Source organism: Autumnicola patrickiae (assembly GCF_031846525.1).
In the GTDB taxonomy this organism is placed as follows: Bacteria; Bacteroidota; Bacteroidia; order Flavobacteriales; family Flavobacteriaceae; genus Autumnicola; species Autumnicola patrickiae.
On sequence record NZ_JAVRHM010000022.1, the window covers coordinates 38,647 to 61,022 of the forward strand.

22 protein-coding genes and 1 tRNA gene are annotated in these 22,376 nt (G+C 38.4%); 19 read left to right on the plus strand and 4 right to left on the minus strand.

Features of this window, described 5'->3' with window-relative positions:
- Window positions 1–117: 117 nt before the first annotated feature.
- The 4 genes from purN to RM549_RS16025 all read left to right on the plus strand — a co-directional run bounded on the left by purN (window position 118) and on the right by RM549_RS16025 (window position 4,141).
- Window positions 118–711: a phosphoribosylglycinamide formyltransferase gene (purN, locus tag RM549_RS16010; protein ID WP_311686663.1), complete on the plus strand. Its 594-nt coding sequence runs from the start codon at window positions 118–120 to the stop codon at window positions 709–711.
- Complete coding sequence (gene rnhA, locus RM549_RS16015; protein ID WP_311686665.1) at window positions 704–1,171, plus strand: ribonuclease HI; 468 nt, start codon at window positions 704–706, stop codon at window positions 1,169–1,171. The genes purN and rnhA overlap by 8 nt, the downstream gene beginning before the upstream one ends.
- A gap of 80 nt (window positions 1,172–1,251) precedes the next feature.
- Window positions 1,252–2,175, plus strand: a complete 924-nt coding sequence (locus RM549_RS16020) for a PfkB family carbohydrate kinase (protein ID WP_311686667.1) — start codon at window positions 1,252–1,254, stop codon at window positions 2,173–2,175.
- Between the two features lie 67 nt (window positions 2,176–2,242).
- A complete protein-coding gene (locus RM549_RS16025; RefSeq protein ID WP_311686669.1) occupies window positions 2,243–4,141 on the plus strand; it encodes an amidophosphoribosyltransferase in 1,899 nt (632 codons plus the stop codon).
- Between the two features lie 724 nt (window positions 4,142–4,865).
- On the opposite strand, the gene RM549_RS16030 is transcribed toward RM549_RS16025, so the two are convergent.
- Window positions 4,866–5,474, minus strand: coding sequence for a superoxide dismutase (locus tag RM549_RS16030; RefSeq protein ID WP_311686671.1), 609 nt, complete (start codon window positions 5,472–5,474; stop codon window positions 4,866–4,868).
- A 179-nt stretch (window positions 5,475–5,653) separates the two neighbouring features.
- On the opposite strand from RM549_RS16030, the gene RM549_RS16035 reads away from it, so the two are divergent.
- From RM549_RS16035 to RM549_RS16055, 5 genes are all read left to right on the plus strand, one after another.
- On the plus strand, window positions 5,654–8,779 hold the full coding sequence (locus RM549_RS16035; protein WP_311686673.1) for a UvrD-helicase domain-containing protein: 3,126 nt from the start codon (window positions 5,654–5,656) through the stop codon (window positions 8,777–8,779).
- A 30-nt stretch (window positions 8,780–8,809) separates the two neighbouring features.
- Window positions 8,810–10,003, plus strand: coding sequence for a glycine C-acetyltransferase (gene kbl, locus RM549_RS16040; RefSeq protein ID WP_311686675.1), 1,194 nt, complete (start codon window positions 8,810–8,812; stop codon window positions 10,001–10,003).
- A gap of 172 nt (window positions 10,004–10,175) precedes the next feature.
- Window positions 10,176–11,576: an OmpA family protein gene (locus tag RM549_RS16045; protein ID WP_311686677.1), complete on the plus strand. Its 1,401-nt coding sequence runs from the start codon at window positions 10,176–10,178 to the stop codon at window positions 11,574–11,576.
- A gap of 81 nt (window positions 11,577–11,657) precedes the next feature.
- The gene (locus RM549_RS16050; protein WP_311686679.1) at window positions 11,658–14,420 is read left to right on the plus strand and encodes a PD-(D/E)XK nuclease family protein; all 2,763 of its coding nucleotides are present in this window, start codon (window positions 11,658–11,660) and stop codon (window positions 14,418–14,420) included.
- Between the two features lie 27 nt (window positions 14,421–14,447).
- Entirely contained in the window at window positions 14,448–15,326 is an 879-nt protein-coding gene (locus tag RM549_RS16055; RefSeq protein ID WP_311686681.1) for an alpha/beta hydrolase family protein, read from the plus strand.
- A 46-nt stretch (window positions 15,327–15,372) separates the two neighbouring features.
- Here the strand turns inward: RM549_RS16055 and RM549_RS16060 are convergent.
- A tRNA-Ala gene (locus tag RM549_RS16060) sits at window positions 15,373–15,446 on the minus strand.
- A 63-nt stretch (window positions 15,447–15,509) separates the two neighbouring features.
- Between RM549_RS16060 and RM549_RS16065 the strand changes: the two genes are divergently transcribed.
- From RM549_RS16065 to RM549_RS16090, 6 genes are all read left to right on the plus strand, one after another.
- Window positions 15,510–15,878: a hypothetical protein gene (locus RM549_RS16065; RefSeq protein ID WP_311686683.1), complete on the plus strand. Its 369-nt coding sequence runs from the start codon at window positions 15,510–15,512 to the stop codon at window positions 15,876–15,878.
- Entirely contained in the window at window positions 15,830–16,009 is a 180-nt protein-coding gene (locus RM549_RS16070; RefSeq protein ID WP_311686685.1) for a GNAT family N-acetyltransferase, read from the plus strand. The genes RM549_RS16065 and RM549_RS16070 overlap by 49 nt, the downstream gene beginning before the upstream one ends.
- An 82-nt stretch (window positions 16,010–16,091) precedes the next feature.
- Entirely contained in the window at window positions 16,092–17,420 is a 1,329-nt protein-coding gene (locus tag RM549_RS16075) for an MATE family efflux transporter (protein WP_311686687.1), read from the plus strand.
- 138 nt (window positions 17,421–17,558) lie between these two features.
- Complete coding sequence (locus tag RM549_RS16080) at window positions 17,559–18,326, plus strand: enoyl-CoA hydratase/isomerase family protein (RefSeq protein WP_311686689.1); 768 nt, start codon at window positions 17,559–17,561, stop codon at window positions 18,324–18,326.
- A 318-nt stretch (window positions 18,327–18,644) separates the two neighbouring features.
- A complete protein-coding gene (locus RM549_RS16085; protein WP_311686690.1) occupies window positions 18,645–18,818 on the plus strand; it encodes a hypothetical protein in 174 nt (57 codons plus the stop codon).
- Window positions 18,818–18,943 carry a hypothetical protein gene (locus RM549_RS16090; RefSeq protein ID WP_311686691.1) on the plus strand — a complete coding sequence of 42 codons (126 nt, stop codon included), beginning with the start codon at window positions 18,818–18,820 and terminating at the stop codon, window positions 18,941–18,943. The genes RM549_RS16085 and RM549_RS16090 overlap by 1 nt, the downstream gene beginning before the upstream one ends.
- On the opposite strand, the gene RM549_RS16095 is transcribed toward RM549_RS16090, so the two are convergent.
- Window positions 18,944–19,597, minus strand: coding sequence for a 2OG-Fe(II) oxygenase (locus RM549_RS16095; protein WP_311686693.1), 654 nt, complete (start codon window positions 19,595–19,597; stop codon window positions 18,944–18,946).
- Window positions 19,598–19,695: 98 nt separating this feature from the next.
- On the opposite strand from RM549_RS16095, the gene RM549_RS16100 reads away from it, so the two are divergent.
- The 4 genes from RM549_RS16100 to RM549_RS16115 all read left to right on the plus strand — a co-directional run bounded on the left by RM549_RS16100 (window position 19,696) and on the right by RM549_RS16115 (window position 21,836).
- Window positions 19,696–20,148 carry a 6-pyruvoyl trahydropterin synthase family protein gene (locus RM549_RS16100; protein WP_311686695.1) on the plus strand — a complete coding sequence of 151 codons (453 nt, stop codon included), beginning with the start codon at window positions 19,696–19,698 and terminating at the stop codon, window positions 20,146–20,148.
- A gap of 299 nt (window positions 20,149–20,447) precedes the next feature.
- Window positions 20,448–20,690, plus strand: a complete 243-nt coding sequence (locus RM549_RS16105) for a hypothetical protein (RefSeq protein WP_311686697.1) — start codon at window positions 20,448–20,450, stop codon at window positions 20,688–20,690.
- Window positions 20,672–20,986, plus strand: a complete 315-nt coding sequence (locus RM549_RS16110) for a type II toxin-antitoxin system RelE/ParE family toxin (RefSeq protein WP_311686699.1) — start codon at window positions 20,672–20,674, stop codon at window positions 20,984–20,986. Before RM549_RS16105 ends, RM549_RS16110 begins: the two co-directional genes overlap by 19 nt.
- A gap of 97 nt (window positions 20,987–21,083) precedes the next feature.
- Entirely contained in the window at window positions 21,084–21,836 is a 753-nt protein-coding gene (locus RM549_RS16115; protein WP_311686701.1) for a UDP-2,3-diacylglucosamine diphosphatase, read from the plus strand.
- 47 nt (window positions 21,837–21,883) lie between these two features.
- Here RM549_RS16115 and RM549_RS16120 read toward each other — a convergent pair.
- Window positions 21,884–22,376: hypothetical protein (locus tag RM549_RS16120; protein ID WP_311686703.1), on the minus strand; the 493-nt coding region annotated here is incomplete at its 5' end.

Genomic DNA, 22,376 nt, shown 5'->3' on the forward strand with positions numbered 1-22,376 from the left:
AAAACTTTATTTTAAAACCGATTTTTACTTTAAAAATGTGAATGTAATTTACACAAATTCACTGAAACCGGTTAATTTTACATCCTAATAAATGTTAACTTTCCTATTTTAAGCACCATGCAACCAACAAAGCAGAAAAAAATAGTTGTCTTTGCTTCAGGCTCCGGCACAAATACTGAAAATATAATAAAATATTTTCAAAATTCACCAGAGTTGCGCGTGGTAGCAGTATTTTCTAACCGCAAATCTGCAGGTGTATTAAAAAAAGCACACGATCTTAATATAAAAGCACTTTATTTCGACAGGGAATCCTTCTATCATTCCAACGAACTTCTTTATGTGTTACAGGATATGGACCCAGACCTGATAGTACTTGCAGGTTTCCTTTGGATTTTTCCTGAAAACATCCTGCAACGCTTTCCAGCCAAAGTGGTTAATATACATCCCGCACTTCTTCCCAAATACGGCGGAAAAGGAATGTATGGCGACAAAGTCCATAAGGCTATAATTGAAAACAAGGAGAAAGAAAGTGGAATCACTATTCATTATGTAAATGAAAAATATGATGAAGGTGAAATTATATTTCAAAAAACAGTAGATGTAAATCAGGATGATACTCCCGAGAGCCTTGCTAAGAAAATTCATGAGCTAGAACATGCTCACTTTCCAAAGGTAATAGAAGAAATTTTACAAGAAAGAAATAGTGGATAATCCCCAGGTTCATATTTATACCGATGGTGCAGCAAGGGGAAATCCAGGACCCGGAGGATATGGAATTGTGATGGAATGGGTTGGGAAACCTTATCGCAAAGAATTTTCCAAAGGCTATAAACACACCACTAATAACCGCATGGAGCTGCTCGCCGTTATTGATGCCCTTAAAAAATTAAAAAAACCTGGTATTGCCGTCCTGATTTTTACAGATTCTAAATATGTAGTCGATTCCGTAGAAAAAAAATGGGTGCTGGGATGGGAGAAAAAGAATTTTAAGGATAGAAAGAATGCTGATCTCTGGATAGAGTTTTTAAAAGAATACCGCAAACACAGCGTGAAATTTAAATGGATAAAAGGGCATAACAACCATCCACAAAATGAGCGTTGCGACACACTTGCTGTAGTCGCCTCCAAAGAAAAAAAGCTGCTGATTGACGAGGGTTTTGAGGAAAAATAAATTTTAAATTTTCCTATTACCCTTTTGGTTTATACCTTGAAAAACAAACTGTATATTTGCAGCTTATTTTAAACTTTGTTATGAGTAAACTTCTAATTGTAGGCACCGTTGCCTTTGATGCGATTGAAACCCCTTTTGGTAAAACAGATAAAATCCTGGGTGGCGCCGCAACTTACATTGGCTTATCTGCCTCACATTTTGATGCAAATAGTGCAATAGTTTCTATTATAGGAGACGATTTCCCACAGGAATATCTGGATCTCTTCGAAAAGAATAATATTGACATTGAAGGAATTGAAAAAGTAGAAGGTGGCAAAACTTTCTTTTGGAGTGGTCGTTACCACAACGACTTAAATTCCCGGGACACTCTGGAGACCCAGTTAAACGTACTTGCAGATTTTCAGCCTGTAGTACCGGAAAAATTTAAAGATGCTGAATTTGTGATGCTTGGCAACCTTCACCCGCTGGTACAACTAAGCGTACTTAAACAGGTAAAAAATCCCAAGCTGGCAGTTCTTGACACTATGAATTTCTGGATGGACAACGCGCTTGATGATTTAATGAAAGTGATAGCCAAAGTAGATGTTATTACCATTAATGATGAGGAAGCACGGCAGCTTTCAGGAGAATATTCCCTTGTGAAAGCAGCCAGAAAGATAGCAGAAATGGGGCCTAAATATGTAGTTATTAAAAAAGGTGAACATGGAGCGCTTCTTTTTCACAAAGAAGATATCTTTTTTGCACCAGCCTTACCTCTGGAGGAAGTTTTTGATCCAACAGGAGCCGGAGACACTTTTGCCGGTGGCTTTATAGGCTACCTCGCCAAAACCAGGGACATCTCTTTTGAAAATATGAAGAATGCAATTATCTATGGCTCAAACCTGGCTTCTTTTTGTGTAGAGAAATTCGGAACAGAAAGGATGCAGGAATTATCCAAAGAAGAAGTTCATTCCCGGCTGGAAGAGTTCAGGAAACTCACGCAATTCGAAATTGAATTAACATAATCTGTCTGCCCTGTAATTTCAGGGCTTTTTTTGTGACAAAGTTGAAACCCAAACAGGTAAAGAAACTATGAGTGACGCCCTCAAACACGAATGTGGAATTGCCCATATTCGCCTTTTAAAACCACTGGAGTACTACAAAGAAAAGTACGGAAGTGCATTTTATGGAGTAAATAAAATGTACCTCATGATGGAAAAACAGCACAACAGGGGCCAGGATGGCGCTGGTTTTGCCAGTATTAAATTAAATACCGCCCCAGGCGAAAGATATATAAGCAGGGTAAGATCCAACCAGGCACAGCCAATTCAGGATATTTTCGCCCAAATTAACGAGCGTGTTAACGAGGAGATTAAAACAAACCCCGAATATGCAGATGATGTAGCCCTTCAGAAGAAACACATCCCGTATCTGGGAGAAGTTTTCCTGGGCCATGTGCGTTACGGCACTTTCGGGAAAAATAACATTGAAAGTGTGCATCCTTTTCTAAGGCAAAACAACTGGATGCACAGAAACCTTATTGTAGCAGGAAACTTTAATATGACCAATGTGAACAAGCTTTTTAATAAGCTTGTAGAACTTGGCCAGCATCCAAAAGAAAGAGCAGATACGGTTACCGTAATGGAAAAAATCGGGCACTTCCTCGATTCTGAAGTTAGGAAGCTCTATAAAAAACTAAAAAAAGAAGGCTTCAACAAACAACAGGCTTCTCCGCACATTGCCGAGCAGCTTAATGTTGCAAAAATCCTTAAAAAATCCTCCAAAGACTGGGATGGTGGCTACGCCATGGCAGGTCTTATGGGCCATGGTGATTCTTTTGTTTTACGTGATCCCGCGGGAATTCGTCCTGCTTATTATTACAAAGATGATGAAGTTGTAGTGGTAGCTTCAGAACGGCCGGTAATCCAAACTGTTTTTAATGTAAAATTTGAAGATGTAAAGGAACTTGCACCGGGTCATGCGATTATCACCAAAAAGAATGGGAAAGTCTCCATCGTAGAAATTATCAAGCCTCTGGAGCGTAAAGCCTGCTCTTTTGAACGGATTTATTTTTCCCGCGGAAGTGATGCTGAAATATATAAAGAGCGGAAAAAACTAGGGCAGTTACTCATGCCGGAAGTTTTAAAATCTATTGAACATGATACGATAAACACCGTTTTTTCTTTTATTCCGAACACTGCTGAAACTTCTTTCTATGGAATGGTTGAAGCCGCCCAGGATGAACTGAACAAGCAAAAAAACGATGCTATTCTAGCTGAAAAGGAAACGCTTACAGATGCCCGCCTACAGCAAATTCTTTCTCACCGTTTAAGAACCGAAAAAATTGCTATTAAGGATGTAAAGCTACGCACGTTTATTACTGAAGACAGCAGCCGGGATGATCTTGTAGCACACGTTTATGATGTGACTTATGGTGTGGTAAGACCGGAAGATAACCTGGTAATTATCGATGACAGTATTGTGCGCGGTACTACGCTGAAGAAAAGTATCATCAAAATGATGGATCGTCTAAACCCGAAACAGATCGTCATTGTATCCTCTGCCCCTCAAATACGCTATCCCGATTGTTATGGGATTGATATGGCAAGACTGGAAGACCTTGTCGCTTTTAGAGCTGCGTTGGAATTGCATAAGGAAAACGACAGCTATCAGGTGATTCAGGATGTTTACAATAAATGTAAAGAGCAGGTAGACCTGGAAGATTCTAAGGTGAAAAACTTTGTAAAAGAAGTTTATGATCCATTTACCAACGAAGAAATTTCCGAAAAAATTTCAGAGCTTATAAGCGAACCTTCAGTAAAAGCCAAAGTAAAAGTTATTTACCAGACAGTGGAAAACCTTCATATAGCATGCCCAAAGAATTTGGGGGACTGGTATTTTACAGGAGACTATCCAACTCCGGGTGGTAACCGGGTAGTCAACCGGGCTTTTATTAATTTTTATGAAGGTACAAAGGACCGTGCTTATTAAAATTTACACTTTAACTAGTATCCACGCAGTTGGTCTATTTTAATTGGCAGTATGGTTTTACTTATCTACTTTAGACTTGCCATAACATAAGTAGGTTAAGTTCATGGTAGATTTGGGGCAAAAAAAGGTGGATGTAAATCCGCCTTTTTTTATTTTCGTTCTTGAAATGATATCCACTAAATTCCTATCCTTTATTAAAGCCTTCTGACATTTTTTTTAGAAAAATTCATGGCTTTTACTTTTTAACTAATATCCCGGTGTTTCATCTAAAAAATAGTATTTGCACCTTGATTCTTTATATATTCGGTATACCATAGCATAAGTAGGTTAAGTTCATGGTAGATTTGGGGCAAGAAAAGGTGGATGTAAATCCACCTTTTCTTATTTTTATGAGCCAGTATACATTCAGTAAAAAAGTCTGAAGGTTTTAAAGTTTTTAAAAGTTGAACCGGGTACTGAAGGTTGATAATTGTCATTTTAGAAGTCGATCCTGGCTCAAACTGGAAATCGGAAAATTTTAGTTTATATTCAGAAAAATTCCTCTCCTCTTTTTATTTTTCCTTTCTTATTACAAACCGATAATTGCCATTTTCTGACCTCGACCTGGAAAAAAATTTTCATGGGATCTTTAATTCAATTTTCAAAATTCACTATTCAAGATAAAGATCAAAAAAAGGCTGCCTTTTTCAAGACAACCTTTCTTTATAATCTATAGGATTAATCTCTATTTTTCTTTTGCATAGCGACTTGCTACTTCTTTCCAGTCAATTACATTAAAAAATGCATCGATATATGCTGGTCGTTGATTTTGATAATTCAGGTAATAAGCATGTTCCCATACATCAAGTCCTAAAATTGGAGTTCCTCCACAGCCTATTTCCGGCATAAGAGGGTTGTCCTGATTTGCTGTTGAGCAAATTTCAACTTTTCCACCTTCGTGAACACATAACCAGGCCCATCCGGATCCAAATTGTCCTGCTGCCGCTTTAGAAAATTCTTCTTTAAAAGCTTCAAAAGAACCAAATGCATTATCTATTGCTTTAGATAAATCGCCTTCTGGTTTTCCACCACCATCTGGAGACATAATTTCCCAGAATAAGTTATGGTTGTAATATCCACCACCATTATTTCTTACAGCTTTATTAGATTTATCAAGGTTCTTAAGTATATTTTCAATGGTCTTCCCTTCAAGGTCAGTTCCTTCAATAGCATTATTCAATTTTGTAGTATAACCAGCATGGTGCTTATCATGGTGAATTTCCATGGTTTTCGCATCAATATGAGGTTCTAGTGCATCAAATGCATAATTTAATTTCGGTAACTCAAATGCCATAATATTTATTTTTAATGATTATTATTTTTACTAACTCAAAGTTAGCCATTAAGCGCTATAAAAGAAATATTTAAGTGTTATAAAATCCTTAAATACCACGGGTTTTCAGGAATCTCTTTTATATTATTAACCAAAGTACGACCTTAGAAGCTTGTAGTAACTATTCAAATTTTTTCAAATTGGCAAATTCCTTCACGATCTACAACGCCTCTGCAGGTTCAGGAAAAACCTTTACGCTTGTAAAAGAATATCTTCTTCTCCTCTTTAATTCCAAAAGGAAAGATGAGTATCAAAATATCCTGGCTATTACTTTTACTAATAAGGCAGTAGACGAAATGAAAAGCAGGATTGTAGATAGCCTGCACGCGTTTTCTTCGGAAAAAATTCCAGCAAAATCAAAGGGGCTTTTTGAGGTGATTTCCAAAGAAACCGGGCTAAATCAAGCCGAAATAAGAGAGAAATCTGCAAAAATCCTGAAGAGTATCATCCATAATTACGCGGCTTTTGAAGTTTCTACCATAGATGGTTTTACCCACCGTGTATTGCGAACGTTTGCAAAAGACCTGGGATTGCCTATTAATTTTGAAGTAGAAATGGCCCAGGAAGAAATTCTTATAGAAGCCGTGGAAAGCGTGATTAGCAAAGCGGGAACAGATCCAAAACTGACAAAAATCCTCATCGATTTTACACTGAATAAAGCAGATGATGATAAAAGCTGGGACATTGCCCGCGATCTTTTTGAAATTTCTAAACTGCTTATTAACGAAAATAACCAGAAGCCGCTCGAACTCCTTCGGAATAAGACACTGGAAGATTTTGAAAAATTTGCCGCTAAACTTAAATCTGAAATAAAACAAGCAAAGCAGGAAAACGAAAAATTCGCATCAGAATTTTTTGAACTCCTAAAGCAAAACGAACTCGAAGATTCAGATTTTACAAGGAAATCTGTTCCTAATCATTTTAAGAAACTAGGTAAAGGAGAATCCGTCAATTTCGAAACGCAGTGGGCAGAAAAAATTGCTTCAGGCCCACTTTATCCTAAAGCTTGTGATGCCTCAAAAAAGGCAATTATCGACAGTATTCAACCGCAGATAGCCGATCTTTTTGCTGCGACAAAAGGCAATTACTTTAAAGTTGAATTTCTGGAAGCAGTAAATAAAAGAACAGTTCAGCTTTCGCTGCTTAATGCTATAAACCAGGAAATACAGGCAATAAAAAAAGACCGCAACCTGGTTTTAATTTCAGAATTTAATCCGCAAATAAGTGCGCAGGTTAAGCATCAGCCTGCTCCTTTTATATACGAAAGGCTGGGCGAGCGCTACAATAACTACTTTATAGATGAATTTCAGGATACCTCCCAGATGCAGTGGGAAAATTTGATTCCGCTAATGGATGCCAGCCTTGCGGGAATGGGCGGAGAAGGAGTCCCGGCAAATTTAATGCTGGTAGGAGATGCCAAACAATCTATTTATCGTTGGCGTGGCGGGAAAGCAGAGAATTTTATCGATTTAAGCAACAAGAAAACAAGGCCTTTTTCGATACCGCAAAACGTGATTAATCTCCCGGCAAATTATAGAAGTGGTGAGGAAATTGTACAATTCAACAATGATTTTTTTGGATTTGCGGCAGATTACCTGAGCCATCCAGATTATAAAGATTTATTTCAGAAAAGTAGTCAGGAGCCCATTCGCAGGAACTGCGGCTACGTAAATATCAGTCTTCTTGAAGCAGAAAACAGGGAAGAAGAGTTCGAAGTTTATCCTGAAAAAATTATGGAGATCATTCAGGATCTGGAATCGAAAAACTTCAGAAAAGGAGATATTTGTATCCTTACCAGGAGAAAAACTGAAGGAATTGCCATTGCGAATCATCTCAGCGAACACGGTATTTCTGTAGTCTCTTCGGAAACTTTGCTAATCTCCAATTCTCCTGAAGTCAACTTTATTGCAGGTCTTCTCGCCTTCTCGATTAACCCTGAAGATGATATGCTGAAAATGGCAATTTTCGACTATCTGCAAAAAGCCTTGCAACTGGAAAATCCTCATAAGATCATAAGTGCAAACCTTCCTTTCAACGGAAATGAATTCTTCAGCTGGCTGAAGAACTTTGATCTGGATTTCGATCTTGAAAACCTTACCAGGCTTTCCTTATATGAAGCTGCGGAATATATTATTCAGACTTTTGAGCTCGTAAAAGCCTCTGATGCTTACGTACAATTCTTCCTTGATTTTATTTTTGAAAATACCCAAAAATCATCATTGGGAATTTCAGAATTTATGGATTTATGGGAAAGGGAAAAATCGCGCTTAAGTATTTTAGTACCGAATGATGACGTCGCGGTGGAAATTATGACTATTCATAAAGCAAAAGGCTTGGAATTCCCAATTGTAATTTATCCGTTTGCCAATTCTGACTTCAGCGACACAAAAAGGGATGATCTCTGGCTGGAAATGGAGGAACCAATGAACGAGATTCCGGTGAGTTACCTTAGTGCCTCTAAAAAAATGCTAAACTGGAACCCCGCATCTGGCGAAGTTTACCAGGAATTACTCCAACAAAAGGAGCTGGATACTCTAAATGTACTTTATGTTGCCTGCACGCGCGCTTCAGATCAACTCTATATTTTGACAAATTTCGAGCTGGATAAAAAAGGAATTTCAAAAACTAATAAAACTTCAGGTTTACTTATTGAATTTCTTAGAAGCAAAGGCTTGTGGAACGAAAGTAAAAGTTATGAATTCGGAAAAACTCCAGAAATAACTAAAGAAAGAAAAAGTAGCACAGAGACAATTTCTCCCGAACGTTTTTATTCTTCAGCAACACAAAACCAGGCGGTGAATATCGTGACCCGCTCCGGTTCGCTTTGGGATACCAAACAAAAGGGTGCAATAGAGAAAGGGGAGATTGCACACGAAATTCTGGCGAAAATTAATTCGGTACGCGATATTGATGTTGCTGTAGAAAATGCTGTTTTAGATGGAATAATTACAGAAAATGCTGCGGAAGAAATTAAGGAACTTGTTATTAGAGTCTGCAACCATCCGCAGTTAAAGCAATATTTTTCGCCGGGAGTTCAAAGCCTTAATGAGAGAACCATAATTACTGCTGAAGAAAAAGTACGACCGGACAGGCTGGTAATATCTCAAAATAAGTGTACGGTAATAGATTATAAAACCGGAAATCCGGCAGAGTCGCATAAGAACCAGATTAACAATTATGCTGAAGTTCTTCATGGGATGGGCTATGAAATTGAGAAAAAAATCCTGGTTTATGTTAACGAGGATGTTTCCCCAATGTTTGTATAAAAGAAGTTTAATTTTGTAAAAAAGAAGATTATGTACGGAAAAATAAAAGATTATTTAGAAAAAGAAATTAAAGATATAAAAGAGGCGGGACTTTATAAGAAGGAGCGCATCATTACCACACCGCAAGATGCCGTTATAAAAATTTCTACCGGCCAGGAAGTAATTAATTTTTGTGCAAATAATTATCTTGGACTGTCTTCACATCCCGAAGTGATCCAGGCTGCCAAAGACACTATGGACACGCATGGCTTTGGAATGTCCAGTGTACGTTTTATTTGCGGAACTCAGGATATCCATAAAGAACTTGAGCAGAAAATCGCCGATTTTTATGGTACTGAAGACACGATTCTTTATGCTGCGGCCTTTGATGCCAATGGCGGAATTTTTGAACCACTGCTTACAAAAGAAGATGCGATAATTTCAGACTCCCTTAATCATGCTTCCATTATTGACGGGGTACGTTTATGTAAAGCCGCAAGGTATCGTTACCAGAACAGTGACATGGCAGATCTTGAGAAACAATTGAAAGCAGCTAATGAAAACGGAGCGAGGTTTAAAATTATAGTAACAGACGGAGTTTTTTCTATGGATGGCCTGGTAGCCCCTCTCGACAAAATTTGTGACTTAGCCGATAAATACGATGCATTGGTAATGATAGACGACTGTCACGCCACTGGTTTTATTGGTGATATGGGAATAGGAACCTTAGAAGAAAAAAATGTGCTCAACAGGGTTGATATTATCACCGGCACCCTTGGAAAGGCTCTTGGAGGTGCTATGGGCGGGTATACCACTGCCAAAAAAGAAATTGTAGAACTCCTTAGACAACGTTCAAGACCTTATCTTTTCTCAAATTCCCTCGCCCCGGCTATTGTAGGAGCTTCTATTAAAGTTTTCGAAATGTTGGAAAGGGATGATTCCCTACGTAGTAGATTAAAAGAAAACACCGCATATTTTAAGAAAGGAATAAAAGATGCAGGATTTGATATTATAGACGGGGAGGCTGCAATAGTTCCGGTAATGCTATATGATGCCAAACTATCTCAAAAAATGGCAGACAAACTTTTAGAAAAAGACATTTATGTAATTGGCTTCTTTTATCCGGTAGTACCCAAAGAACAGGCAAGAATAAGGGTTCAACTTTCCGCAGCTCACACAAAGGAGCACCTGGACAAAGCTGTTAAAGCTTTTATTGAAGTTGGGAAAGAGCTGGAGGTGATTTAATCCTGAAACCCTAAAACAACGGATTAAAAATTGGCTGTTTTTTGGGAAGAAAACCTCAGGAAACCGGCATTATTCAAGGGCTAATTAAGAAAACTTTATTATTTCTTTCTTTGTTAATGTTCATGAAGCGTATACTTTTGTTTCAATAACATGTAAAACTAAACAATTGAATATGAAACATTTTAGCAAAATCCTATTAGCTTCGATGTTGGTTCTTGGCCTTACTTCGGTAAATGCTCAGGATGCCAACAATCCCTGGTCTATAGGTATTCAAACGAATGCTGTAGATTTTTATCCGACTGGACAGGATGCACCCCAAGGTGAGTGGTTCAACGATTATTTTAACACAGGAGACCACTGGAACATTTTACCTTCTGTATCAAGATTATCAGTAGGACGTTATATTGGTGCTGGCTTTGTAGCTGAGTTCGCCGGGTCAATAAATCAAATTGAGAATTTTGGAGATAGATCTGTAAGTGATCTTTCTTATTATTCAACAGACTTAACTGCTAATTATAGCCTGAGAGCTTTGCTTAATGACGGTTGGTTTGATCCTGTAATTGGTGTTGGTGGTGGATACACCTGGATTGGTGATTCAGATGGCGACGATCTTGCAAATTTTGACGGTGTAACTTTAAACGGTAAACTTGGATTCAATTTCTGGTTTTCAGACAACGTTGCTTTAACTGTTGAATCTAACTACAAGCATTCTTTTGAAACTGAAACTGCATCACATTTCCAACATGCTGCCGGTATTAAATTTATCTTCGGTGGTGTTGATTCTGATGGTGACGGTGTTTACGACAAGGATGATGAATGTCCTGAAACTCCTGGATTACCAGAATTTAATGGTTGTCCAGATTCAGACGGTGATGGTATAGAAGACCGTATGGACGAATGTCCAAATGAAGCTGGATTAGCTCAGTTTAACGGATGTCCTGATACTGATGGTGACGGTGTTCCAGACCCACAGGATGAGTGTCCAAACGAAGCTGGTACTGCTGAAATGAATGGTTGTCCAGATGCTGACGGTGACGGTGTTGCCGATAATGAAGATGACTGTCCTAATGAAGCTGGTCCTGCTGAAAACAATGGATGTCCTTACGAAGATGCTGATGGCGATGGAGTATTAGATAAAGACGATGAATGTCCAGATGTTGCCGGTACTGCTGCAAACAATGGATGTCCAGAACCAACTGCTGAAGTTGTTTCAGAATTGAATGAGTATTCAAATACTGTATTGTTCGACCTTAATAAAGCGACAATCCGTTCAGAATCTGAAGAAGCATTAAATCAGATTGCTGATATAATGGAAGAGTATCCAAATACGATATTCCATATTGAAGGTCATACAGACAGTTCAGGAAGCGACCAGTATAACCTGGAACTTTCTAAAGAACGTGCTCAATCTGTAAAAGATTATTTAGTTAGCGAAGGTATTCCGGAAAGCAGATTAACTTCTGAAGGTTACGGTGAAAGTCAACCAATCGCTTCTAACAGTACTGCTTCTGGAAGACAGGAAAACAGAAGGGTTGAAATTTCTCTTGACGAAAATAAAGAAGTAAGAGACTAAAAAAGAAATAGATTACATAAAGAATTAAATTTCTTTAATAAAAACGCTCCGATTCGTCGGGGCGTTTTTTATTTTTATAGCATGAGATCATTTATAAGCCGCGTACTTCAACACATTCTTACTTCCGAAGAAAACATTTCAGAAATTACATTTATTCTTCCCAGTAAAAGGGCCGGCGCTTACCTGATTAACGAACTTTCTAAGCTTAGTAATAATAGCATGTTCGCTCCCAATATTTTTAGTATTGAGGAATTTACTGAAGAAGTCTCAGGTTTAAAAACTGTAGACAATACCATTTCGCTATTTGAGTTTTTCGAGGTGTACCAGAGTTGTACCCCAAAAGACGAGCAGGAAGATTTCGATACGTTCATGAATTGGGCACAAACGCTTATCCATGATTTTAATGAAGTGGACCGTTACCTCATTGATCATCGTGCCTTCTTTAATTACCTTTCAGAAATTCAGGACCAAAAACACTGGTTTCTGCAAGAAGAGAAGACAGATTTAATTGAAAACTATTTAAAATTCTGGCACAAATTACCAGAATTCTATGAGAAACTTTCAGATAAATTTCGCTCTAAAAAGCAGGGATATCAAGGTTTGATATACAGGCAAGCAGCAGAAAAGATTCCGGAGTATATCCAGGAAAATTTACAAAAGCATGTTTTTATTGGATTTAATGCGCTAAATGCTGCGGAAGAAAAAATATTCCAATATATGCTGGAAAATACTACTGCAGAAGTTTTTTGGGATATGGATGAAATTTTTCTCCAGGACCGGGAGCACGGTGCCTCTCTCTTTATAAGAGAATACATGGAAAAATGGCCTTATTACCAAAACCACTCAATTCCTTTAACAACTGAAGAATACGCCGGAGAAAAGAATATTGAAATTGCAGGTGTTCCCAAAAATATAGGGCAGGCAAAATATTTAGGTGAAATTTTGGCAACTATGGACCAGTCTGAACTGGAAAAAACAGCGGTTGTACTGGGAGAAGAAGATTTATTACTCCCGGTTTTAAACAGCCTGCCTCCCCACATTGCTGCACTTAATATTACAATGGGTTTTCCCCTCAAAAATGCTCCTATAACTTCCTTTTTTGAAAAGCTCTTTCATATTCATTTAAATAAGGAAAAAGAGTATTATTATAAGGATGTAATTTCCATAATTAATCATCCTGCCATTGCTCCTATTCTGAATCCGCATGCAGCAAAGGCAACCGCAAAGATCAGTAAAGAAAATATAGTTTATCTTAAGCCCGAAAAACTAATTTCCTTTTTCCCTGAAGATCTTCAATACCTCATTACTTATTGCTTTACAGATTGGCAGGATGCTCCAAAACTGGCGCTGCAAAATTTACAGGATATTATTTTTGAAATAAAAGCACACCTCAAATCAACAGAAAACAACCTGGGGCTGGAATTCCTTTGCCAGTTTCACGTACTTTTTAACAAGCTGGAAAACCTGAATGAGTTGTATCCTCACATAAAAACTATTAAGTCGTTACACGGCTTCTTTAGGGAAATAATGAGTACCCAAAGCCTGGATTTCCAGGGGCGACCGTTTAACGGACTCCAATTAATGGGAATGCTGGAATCCCGTGCCCTGGATTTTGAAAATGTAATTATTACCTCGGTGAATGAAGGGGTGCTACCTTCAGGGAAATCCAGTAATTCATTTATTCCGTACGATCTTAAAAAAGCTTATAAACTGCCGACTTACAGAGAAAAAGACGCAGTTTACACCTATCACTTCTACAGATTACTGCAGAGGGCAAAAAAGGTGACGCTGCTATACAACACTGAAAGCAGCGGATTAAATGCCGGTGAAAAGAGCCGTTTTTTGACGCAGCTGGAAATAGAAAAACAGCCCAAACATCAAATACTTAAAAAATCCATTGCGCCCAAAGTAAGTGCAAATCCAAAGCAGCTTCAGGAAATACAGAAAACCCCGGAAATAATAGAGCGAATAAAATCTTTAGCGGCTTCGGGTTTTTCACCTTCAGCATTAACTACTTATATCAGGAATCCGCTGGATTTTTACCACCAGTATGTTCTCGGCATTAGAGAGCAGGAAGAAGTAGAAGAAACTGTGGCATACAATACGCTGGGAACCGTGGTACACGATACACTTCAGGAGTTTTACGAACCTTATGCAAATCAGCTTATTTCCGAAGAAATTATTCAGAAATTTCTAAAAAGGGTCGATAAGGAAATTAAACTTCAGTTTGAGAAATCATATACCCGCGCGCCAATGGACAGGGGACAAAATTTGCTCATTTTCGAGGTGGCAAAACGCTATCTTCTCAACTTCCTGAAATATGAGCAAACACGATTAAAAAGAGGAGATGAAATCGAAATCCTTCAGATTGAAAAGAACCTGAAAGCTCCTCTGAAAATTTCCGAACTAAACTTTCCTATTTTTATCCGTGGAAAAGTGGACAGAGTGGAAAAAACCAACGGAATTACCAGGATTATCGACTATAAAACCGGAAAAGTAGAACAGAATAAAATTGAGATTTCAGACTGGGAAGCCATCGCTACAGATTATGATAAATACAGTAAAAGTTTCCAGGTATTGACTTATGCGACAATGATAAACGAAACCAAAAGGTTAGCACAGCCTGTGGAAGCCGGGATAATTTCCTTTAAAAACCTGAAGGGAGGATTTCTGAAATTTTGCAAAAAAGATACTCCCAATCAGCGAAGTGCTAAAAAATATGAAATAAATGAAGATATTCTGGAATCTTTTAAGATAGAATTGAATAAATTAATTGTGGAAATCTGTAATCCTGAAGTACCTTTCACTGAAAAAGAAATAAAAAAATCTTACGGAAGTTTTTAAGGCGAAACTTCTGCCAAAAAAGAAAAAATGGAGATTAAAAAAAATCTGATTATAGAAGGTAAACACGGCAAACCTATAGTTGCCGATTTATTCTTTGATTCTGAAAAGAAACCAAAACCAGTTGTAATTTTTTGTCACGGCTACAAGGGCTTTAAGGACTGGGGTAGCTGGAATTTAATGGCAGAATGGTTTGCCCGTAAAGGCTACTTTTTTGTGAAATTTAACTTTTCCCATAACGGAACTACACCAGATAATCCAACGGAATTTCTAAATATTGAAGCTTTTGGAGATAATAACTATACCAAAGAGCTGGACGATCTACAATCTGTAATAGACTACCTGTTACTTCCAGATTTTAAATATTTGGAACACCTGGACGTTACAGATATAAATTTAATAGGACACTCCAGAGGCGGCGGAATAACTATTATAAAAGCTGCGGAAGAAAAAAGGATCACCAATCTTATCACCTTTGCATCAGTAAGTGATTTTGGCTCCAGATTTCCAAAAGAGAAAGAGCTGGAAGCCTGGAAGAAAAAAGGAGTTCAATACATTACCAATACCAGGACCAAGCAGCAGCTCCCGCATCATTTTCAGTTTTACACGAATTTTAAAGAAAATGAAGAGCGGCTGAATATTCAGAAGGCTGCAAAAAAACTGGAAATTCCGCATCTTATTGTCCACGGTAGTAGTGACACCAGTGTTTCTATAGCAGATGCCGGGAATCTTTTTGAATGGAGCCCAACCTCAAAATTGTTACTGGTAGAAAATGCAGATCATGTTTTTGGAATGAAACATCCATGGGACGAGGAAGATTTTTCCAAGAATTTTAAGTATGTTCTCGATAATACTTTGGAATTTATGGAAACAGACGATCAGGATTTAATAGACGCTTACGGCGATTAAATAAGGGTATAAAAGCAAAAAACCACTGCAAATGCAGTGGTTTTTGTGGAGAATATCGGAGTCGAACCGATGACCTTTTGGCTGCCAGCCAAACGCTCTAGCCAGCTGAGCTAATCCCCCGTTGCAGGGGCAAATGTAATAATTTTCTTTAAATAACTAAATCTTTTATTTCCTGAATTTTAGATGATCACACTTGCTGAGAAAAAAGATCTTAAGCAGATAAAAAAGCTTACCGAATCCTGCGCTGTGGCCATGCAACAAAAAGAAATTTATCAATGGAATGAGCATTATCCTTCCAGGGAGCGACTTTTAGAAGATATTGAAAAGCAGGAATTATACATAAAGGTCGAAAATTGCCAAATTGAAGGCATCATTGTTTTGACCAATTTAATGGACGAAGAATATCTTCCTGTTAAATGGCTTACAAATAATGATAACAACCTTTATATCCACCGTCTGGCGATAATCCTGCTAATTGGGGCTCAGGAACGGGCAAAGAACTTATGGATTTTGCTGAAAATCATGCCCGGAAGCATAATTATGAATCGGTGAGGCTGGATACCTTCAGCTTAAACAAGAGAAATCATAAATTTTACGAATCCCGCGGCTACAAAAGGCTGGGAGACATTTATTTTCCGAAGCAAAGTGATGCTCCTTTTTACTGTTATGAGCTGGTGCTTTAAAATGGCAATTATCGGCCTTAGTTTTAAAAAGTAAGCCTAAAACAGTAGCAGATATTTATCTTTGCAGCTTAATTTTTTCACAGTGGCGACATCGGTAAGTTTTAGGAACATCAACAAAATTGCAATTCCGGCAATTATAGCCGGAATTGCAGAGCCGCTTATTTCGCTTACAGATATCGCGGTTATTGGCAATGTTGAAGAAAATTCTGTAGAAGCCCTGGCCGCAGCGGGAATTGTAGGTTCTTTTCTTTCTGCTATAATTTGGATTGTGGCACAGACGAAAACGGCAATTTCTGCAATAGTTTCCCAGCATCTTGGTGCCAACAGGCTGCACGCCGTGAAAACGCTTATTCCACAGGCTATTGGCTTTAATTTCCTTTTCAGTTTAGTTATTTATGCTGTTACCGCATTCTTTGCTGAAGCAATTTTTAGTGCCTATAATGCAGACGGCCTCCTTTTACAGTATTCAGAGAATTATTACCAGATTAGGGCACTGGGTTATCCTTTAACGTTGGTTACTTTTGCGATATTTGGTGTTTTTAGAGGGCTGCAAAATACGCTGTGGGCAATGAAATGCAGCCTTACCGGTGCCGTGGTGAACGTGGCTCTGGATTATTTGTTGGTGTACGGAGTTAAAGATTATATTCCCGCCATGCACCTGGAAGGCGCTGCTTTTGCCAGCCTGGCCGCTCAGGCTACAATGCTGGTTATGGCGCTCTGGTTTTTCTTTAAGAAAACACCGTTTCATTTCAAGCTGAGTTTCAATATTAATCCGCAAATGCGCCCGCTTTTACTAATGTCGGCCAATCTTTTTGTACGCACTGCTGCCCTAAATTTCGCAATTTATCTTGCCAACGCCTATGCTACAGATTATGGCAAAAACTATATTGCGGCACAGAGTATTTTGATGAATATCTGGTTGTTTTTCAGTTTTTTTATTGATGGTTACGCCAACGCCGGAAATGCCATTGGAGGACGTTTACTGGGAGCCAGGGATTATAAAAACTTATGGGAATTGAGCAAAAAAATTAGTCTCTATGCCGTTATAATTGCGCTGATTTTAATGGGCATCTGCGGAATTTTTTACGACGAAATAGGTTTATTATTTAACAAAGAAACCACTGTACTTGCCTTATTTTCTTCGGTTTTCTGGATCGTTTTATTGATGCAGCCCATAAACGCCATTGCTTTTATGTTCGACGGAATTTTTAAAGGCCTGGGTGAAGCAAAATATCTTCGTAATGTTCTTTTAGTTGCCACTTTCCTTGGATTTACTCCCACCCTGCTTATTTCGGACTATTTCGGACTAGAGTTGCACGCGATCTGGATGGCTTTTTTCGTATGGATGCTAATTAGGAGCAGCGCACTGGTTATCCAATTCCGAAGGAAATATTTGGAAAAAGAAGTTTAAACTGAGTTGTGAGTTAACAATGTTATGCTCCAAAAATGGCAATTATCGACCTGCAGAAGTAAAAACCTCAACGAACTCAGAACTATTAAACCCCGAACTAAAATAAATTCATAAATTTGAGTAAAACCGAAGGAAAAAATGACAACCACACGCGAAAACGGAAGCTTATACACCAACGTTGAAAATAAAATTGCCACCCTGGAGTTTGGACATCCTGCAAGTAACTCTTTCCCATCTGAACTACTGAAAAGGCTGGAAAAAGAAATTAACCGACTTTCTGAAGATGATGCCGTAAACCTCATCATCCTCAAATCTGAAGGCGAAAAAGCTTTTTGTGCAGGTGCTTCTTTTGATGAGCTTATGGAAATTGAGAACCGGGAATCTGGAAAGGAATTCTTTTCTGGTTTTGCAAACGTTATCAATGCCATGAGAAAATGCAAAAAGCTCATTATAGCGCGCGTGCAGGGAAAAACTGTTGGCGGCGGACTCGGTCTCGTTGCAGCCTGCGACTATGCCATGGCCACAGAGGCCGCGGCAATAAAACTTTCGGAACTGAGCATAGGTATAGGTCCGTTTGTGATTGCCCCGGCCGTAGAAAGAAAAATGGGAGTTGCCGCTTTGGGCGAGTTAACGCTGGATGCACATGAGTGGAAAAATGCCTATTGGGCAAAGGAAAAAGGATTGTACGCAAAGGTTTTTGAATCTATAAAAGACCTGGATAAGGAGATAGAGCTATTTTCCGAAAAGTTAGCTTCTTACAATCCGCAGGCTTTATTTGAAATGAAACGTATTCTGTGGAAAAATACTACCGACTGGGATACATTACTGGAGGAGAGAGCCGAAGTTTCAGGAAAATTAGTTCTTTCAGAATTTACAAGGGAAGCTTTATCAAAATTCAAGAAGTAGAGGCCGAAGAAAAAAATTAAGAATTTCAAAAGAAGATCCTATGTATTTGAACTACATTAATTTCGAAAATGATCCTGCCTATCAAAAAGGGCATGAATTGGGATTCAAAATAGGATTTTTTATAGGTGAGCATTGGCTTTTAATTGTGGGAGTGGCCTTTCTGTTGCTACTCGGAGTGCTGTTTCTAATAAGAAGAATCAGGCGAAAAAATCTTCAAAAATTAGCTGAACCAGTAAAATCGAAACCCTAAAATTTTCTTACTGCCAGCGGATATTCAAAATAAACATCCTACCTTTTCAGATAAGTTTGAACTTTTCTATGGCATTACAACAACACTTACCGCAGGACCGTGACCCATCTGAAGACCAGATGTGGGGCTACACGTTATGGGAATTTATTGCAGGGAACTGGCTTTACCTGATTGCGATAATTTTTCTTATTGCCATATTCCTATACGCGCGTTATAGCTGGCGCAAAAGACACGAAAAATAATGCAACAGGAAACACCTGATGGAGAAGCCTGGGAAATCCTCAGCTTTCTCAGTGGTTATGGATTCTGGCTCTTACTAGCCATTCTACTGGTAGTGGTCGTGCTCTACAAAAAATTCAGAAAATAATTAGCGGGTTTTTAACCAACCCGTGATACTCAGCCGTTCCTGCTTTACAGGTTTCACTTCATGCTCCAGCACCTGACTTTCGAAAATTACCATACGCCCCGGAAATGGAAAGATGCTTTTTGATGTTTCAACTCCATTTTCATCTTTATAGATCACGAGTTCGCCACCATTTTCAGGCCTCCAGTCTTCCTGGTTAAGGTAACAAACCATAGAAAGTTTCCTGCGCCCATCATTCTGAAATGTATCCAGGTGCCGCTTATAAAAAGTTTCTTCAGGATAAAGCGCATAATGAAATTCCTTTGTAAGGATTCCTAGGAAACAGGTTTTATTCAGGTAATCTACAAGAGCATTGATTTTATTGAAAAACAGCTTTTCTGCATCGCCAGCTTCAGCTTCATTAATCCACATAATAAAATCCCCCCGAACAGATTTCGCAATAACTTCATTGGTTCTGTTTCCAATAGCAGCCTTTTTAAAGTTGTCTTCGGTATATTTATTCAGAAGGGAATTGCGCAGCGCCTCCACTTCGTCTTCATCAAAAAACGAATCGATAACCGAATACTGGTTCTCCAGAAGATCGGATATAATCTTCTCATAAAGAGGGTTCTCCCGAAACTCCAATTGTTCGTATAACTCTTCGGATGCTGCTTCCATAGTGAAAAAATTTTGTAAATATAAAATAGAAAATGATTGCCTGCTTAAAAAATATATGCGTCGAAAATCTTTTATCTTTGCAGCAAAATCGAGATGCCATGAGCAAGATAAGGATTACCAAGCAATTTTCTTTTGAAACCGGCCATGCCCTTTACGGCTACGACGGCAAATGCAGAAATGTTCACGGCCATAGTTATAAACTAAGCGTTACGGTTTTGGGTGAACCTATTACAGATCCCGATCACGTAAAATTTGGGATGGTAATCGATTTTGGGGATCTCAAGAAGATCGTAAAGTCAGAAATTGTAGATCAATTTGACCACGCCACGGTTTTCAATAAAAATACCCCGCATCTTGAGCTGGCAAAAGAACTTCAGAAACGCGACCATCACGTGATTTTGGTGGATTATCAACCCACCAGCGAAAATATGGTTATCGATTTTGCTTCAAAAATTCAGAAACATCTGCCGTCCCATATTCATTTACATTCTTTAAAACTTCAGGAAACAGAAACTTCGTTTGCCGAATGGTATGCGAGTGATAATGAGTAGGGCGCAACCCTAATGGGTCGGGCTATTCGCTTTTAGTCCCGCCGCACAAAAAAGTGCACCGGGAGCTAACCGCTGCTATCCCTTGCGCAACCACCCCGGCCTACGGCCACCCCTCCTTTAAAGGAGGGGAACTAAAAAAACTCACGTAACAGTTCCTTCCCTTTAAAAAGGGAAGCTGAGCTAATCTTCGGCAGAAGATCCAGAATGGGAGGGCCGAGTTCATTTTCATTCTAAAAATCTATTTTTTAGATGCTTACAAATCTCCTCTTTTTTTGGATCTTTGTAAAAACTAAGAGAAGATGGCCACAGTAGATGAAATAAGAAATGGGTTAATTAATAAAATTCTTTCTATCCAGAATAAAGAAATTCTGGTTACACTGGACGAGATTATTACTTCAGGCAATTCCGAAGCAGATGTTGTTTCATTAACAGAAGAACAAAAAGAAATTTTGCAAATGGCTGAAGATGATATTCAAAACGGAAGGCTGATTTCTCAAGAGGAAATGAGCAAACGAAATCTTGAATGGCTGGGCGAAAAATAATTTGGACCAGAACCGCAGATATTCAGTTGGTTGGTGTTTTGGAATATTGGGTTAAACGAAATAAATCTAATGTCTATTCAAGAAAACTATTTCATCTGGTAACGAACAGGACAAAGCAGATTGCCGAAAATCCTTTCCTTTACAAGCAAACTAACTTTAAAAACGTAAGAGTAGCATCTTTGGGAAATTTCAGCATTTATTATAAGGCTTTTAAAAATGAAATAATCATCACTTCCTTTTGGGATAACCGGCAGGATCCAAAACAACTCTTAGATATTTTGAAGAACAATAAATAATTCCTTTCTCCCATTGAGATTCACCCAGACCTCACAGTTTTGGAAACCTGTGATGTCTTTTACTTAAAATATTATCTTTACAGCCAGAATTGATTTTATGACTATTCCTGAAGGCAAAAAAGTTTATTTTTCCAGTGACAATCATCTTGGTGCGCCAACTCAAAAAGAAAGCAGGCTACGAGAAAAGAAATTTGTACAGTGGCTCGATGAAATTAAAGAGGATGCTGCTGCTATTTTCCTGCTCGGGGATCTCTTTGATTTTTGGTTTGAATATAAGCATGTTGTCCCCAGAGGATTTGTACGTACTCTTGGCAAACTCGCCGAAATTAAGGATAGCGGAATTCCCGTTTATTTTTTCGTTGGAAACCACGACTTGTGGATGAACAATTATTTTGAAGAAGAACTGAATATCCCGGTTTTTCATAAACCAAAAGAATTTGAATTCAACAACAAGAAATTCTTTGTTGGACATGGCGACGGACTAGGTCCCGGGGATCACGGTTATAAACGGATGAAGAAGGTTTTTACCAACCCGTTTTCGCAATGGCTTTATCGCTGGCTCCACCCAGATCTTGGTGTTCCCCTGGCGCAGTATTTTTCTATTAAAAACAAAGCGATTTCAGGAGAAGAAGACCAGGGATTTCTGGGAGAAGACAAAGAGTGGCTTATTCAGTACTGCAGGCGAAAACTGGAAAAGAAGCACTATGACTATTTTCTGTTCGGGCACCGGCACTTGCCACTAGAATTTGAGTTAAACAAGAACTCGACTTACATCAACACCGGCGACTGGCTTAAGTATTATACGTATGCTGTTTTTGATGGGGAAGATGTGAAATTGGAGAAGTTGTAGAGTTTAATGATTGTTTTCTGTACCTATAGTGCTGTAACAGGTTCTTTCTATTCCTGCCGATATTTGTCATATTTCCGGATTAGCTTTTTAATTGTTTTTAAAGCGAGCTTTTCTCCGGGAGTTGTGTAATCCAGTAAATTTTCGAGAATACTCTCGTCGTCTTCTGCTCTCTTAGTTACTTTTACCTGACCAAAGGCAGTGGCTTCTGATAACAATTCTAATCTATTTAAATCATAAATCTGAATTTTAGTCTCAGCTTCATTATATTTTGTAACTGTTCCAATACTTGGAGAGTTATGAGAAGAACTACCCATTTGATCCTTTATAATTTTAGAGTTAATGTTGATTAGGAAATTACAGCCTGAGAATTTCTTGATTTCTAACAAGTCTTTAGTTGTGGGGTTAAGAGGAAGTTTTTTCGCAATTATTTTAATTTGCCTCAGTTTTGTTAAATCGAATAAAGAATCTCCGAGGATTTCTTCAAATTCTTCCTTTGCCAACCTGTAGGCGTCACTGTCATCATAATTTGTAAAAGGTTCG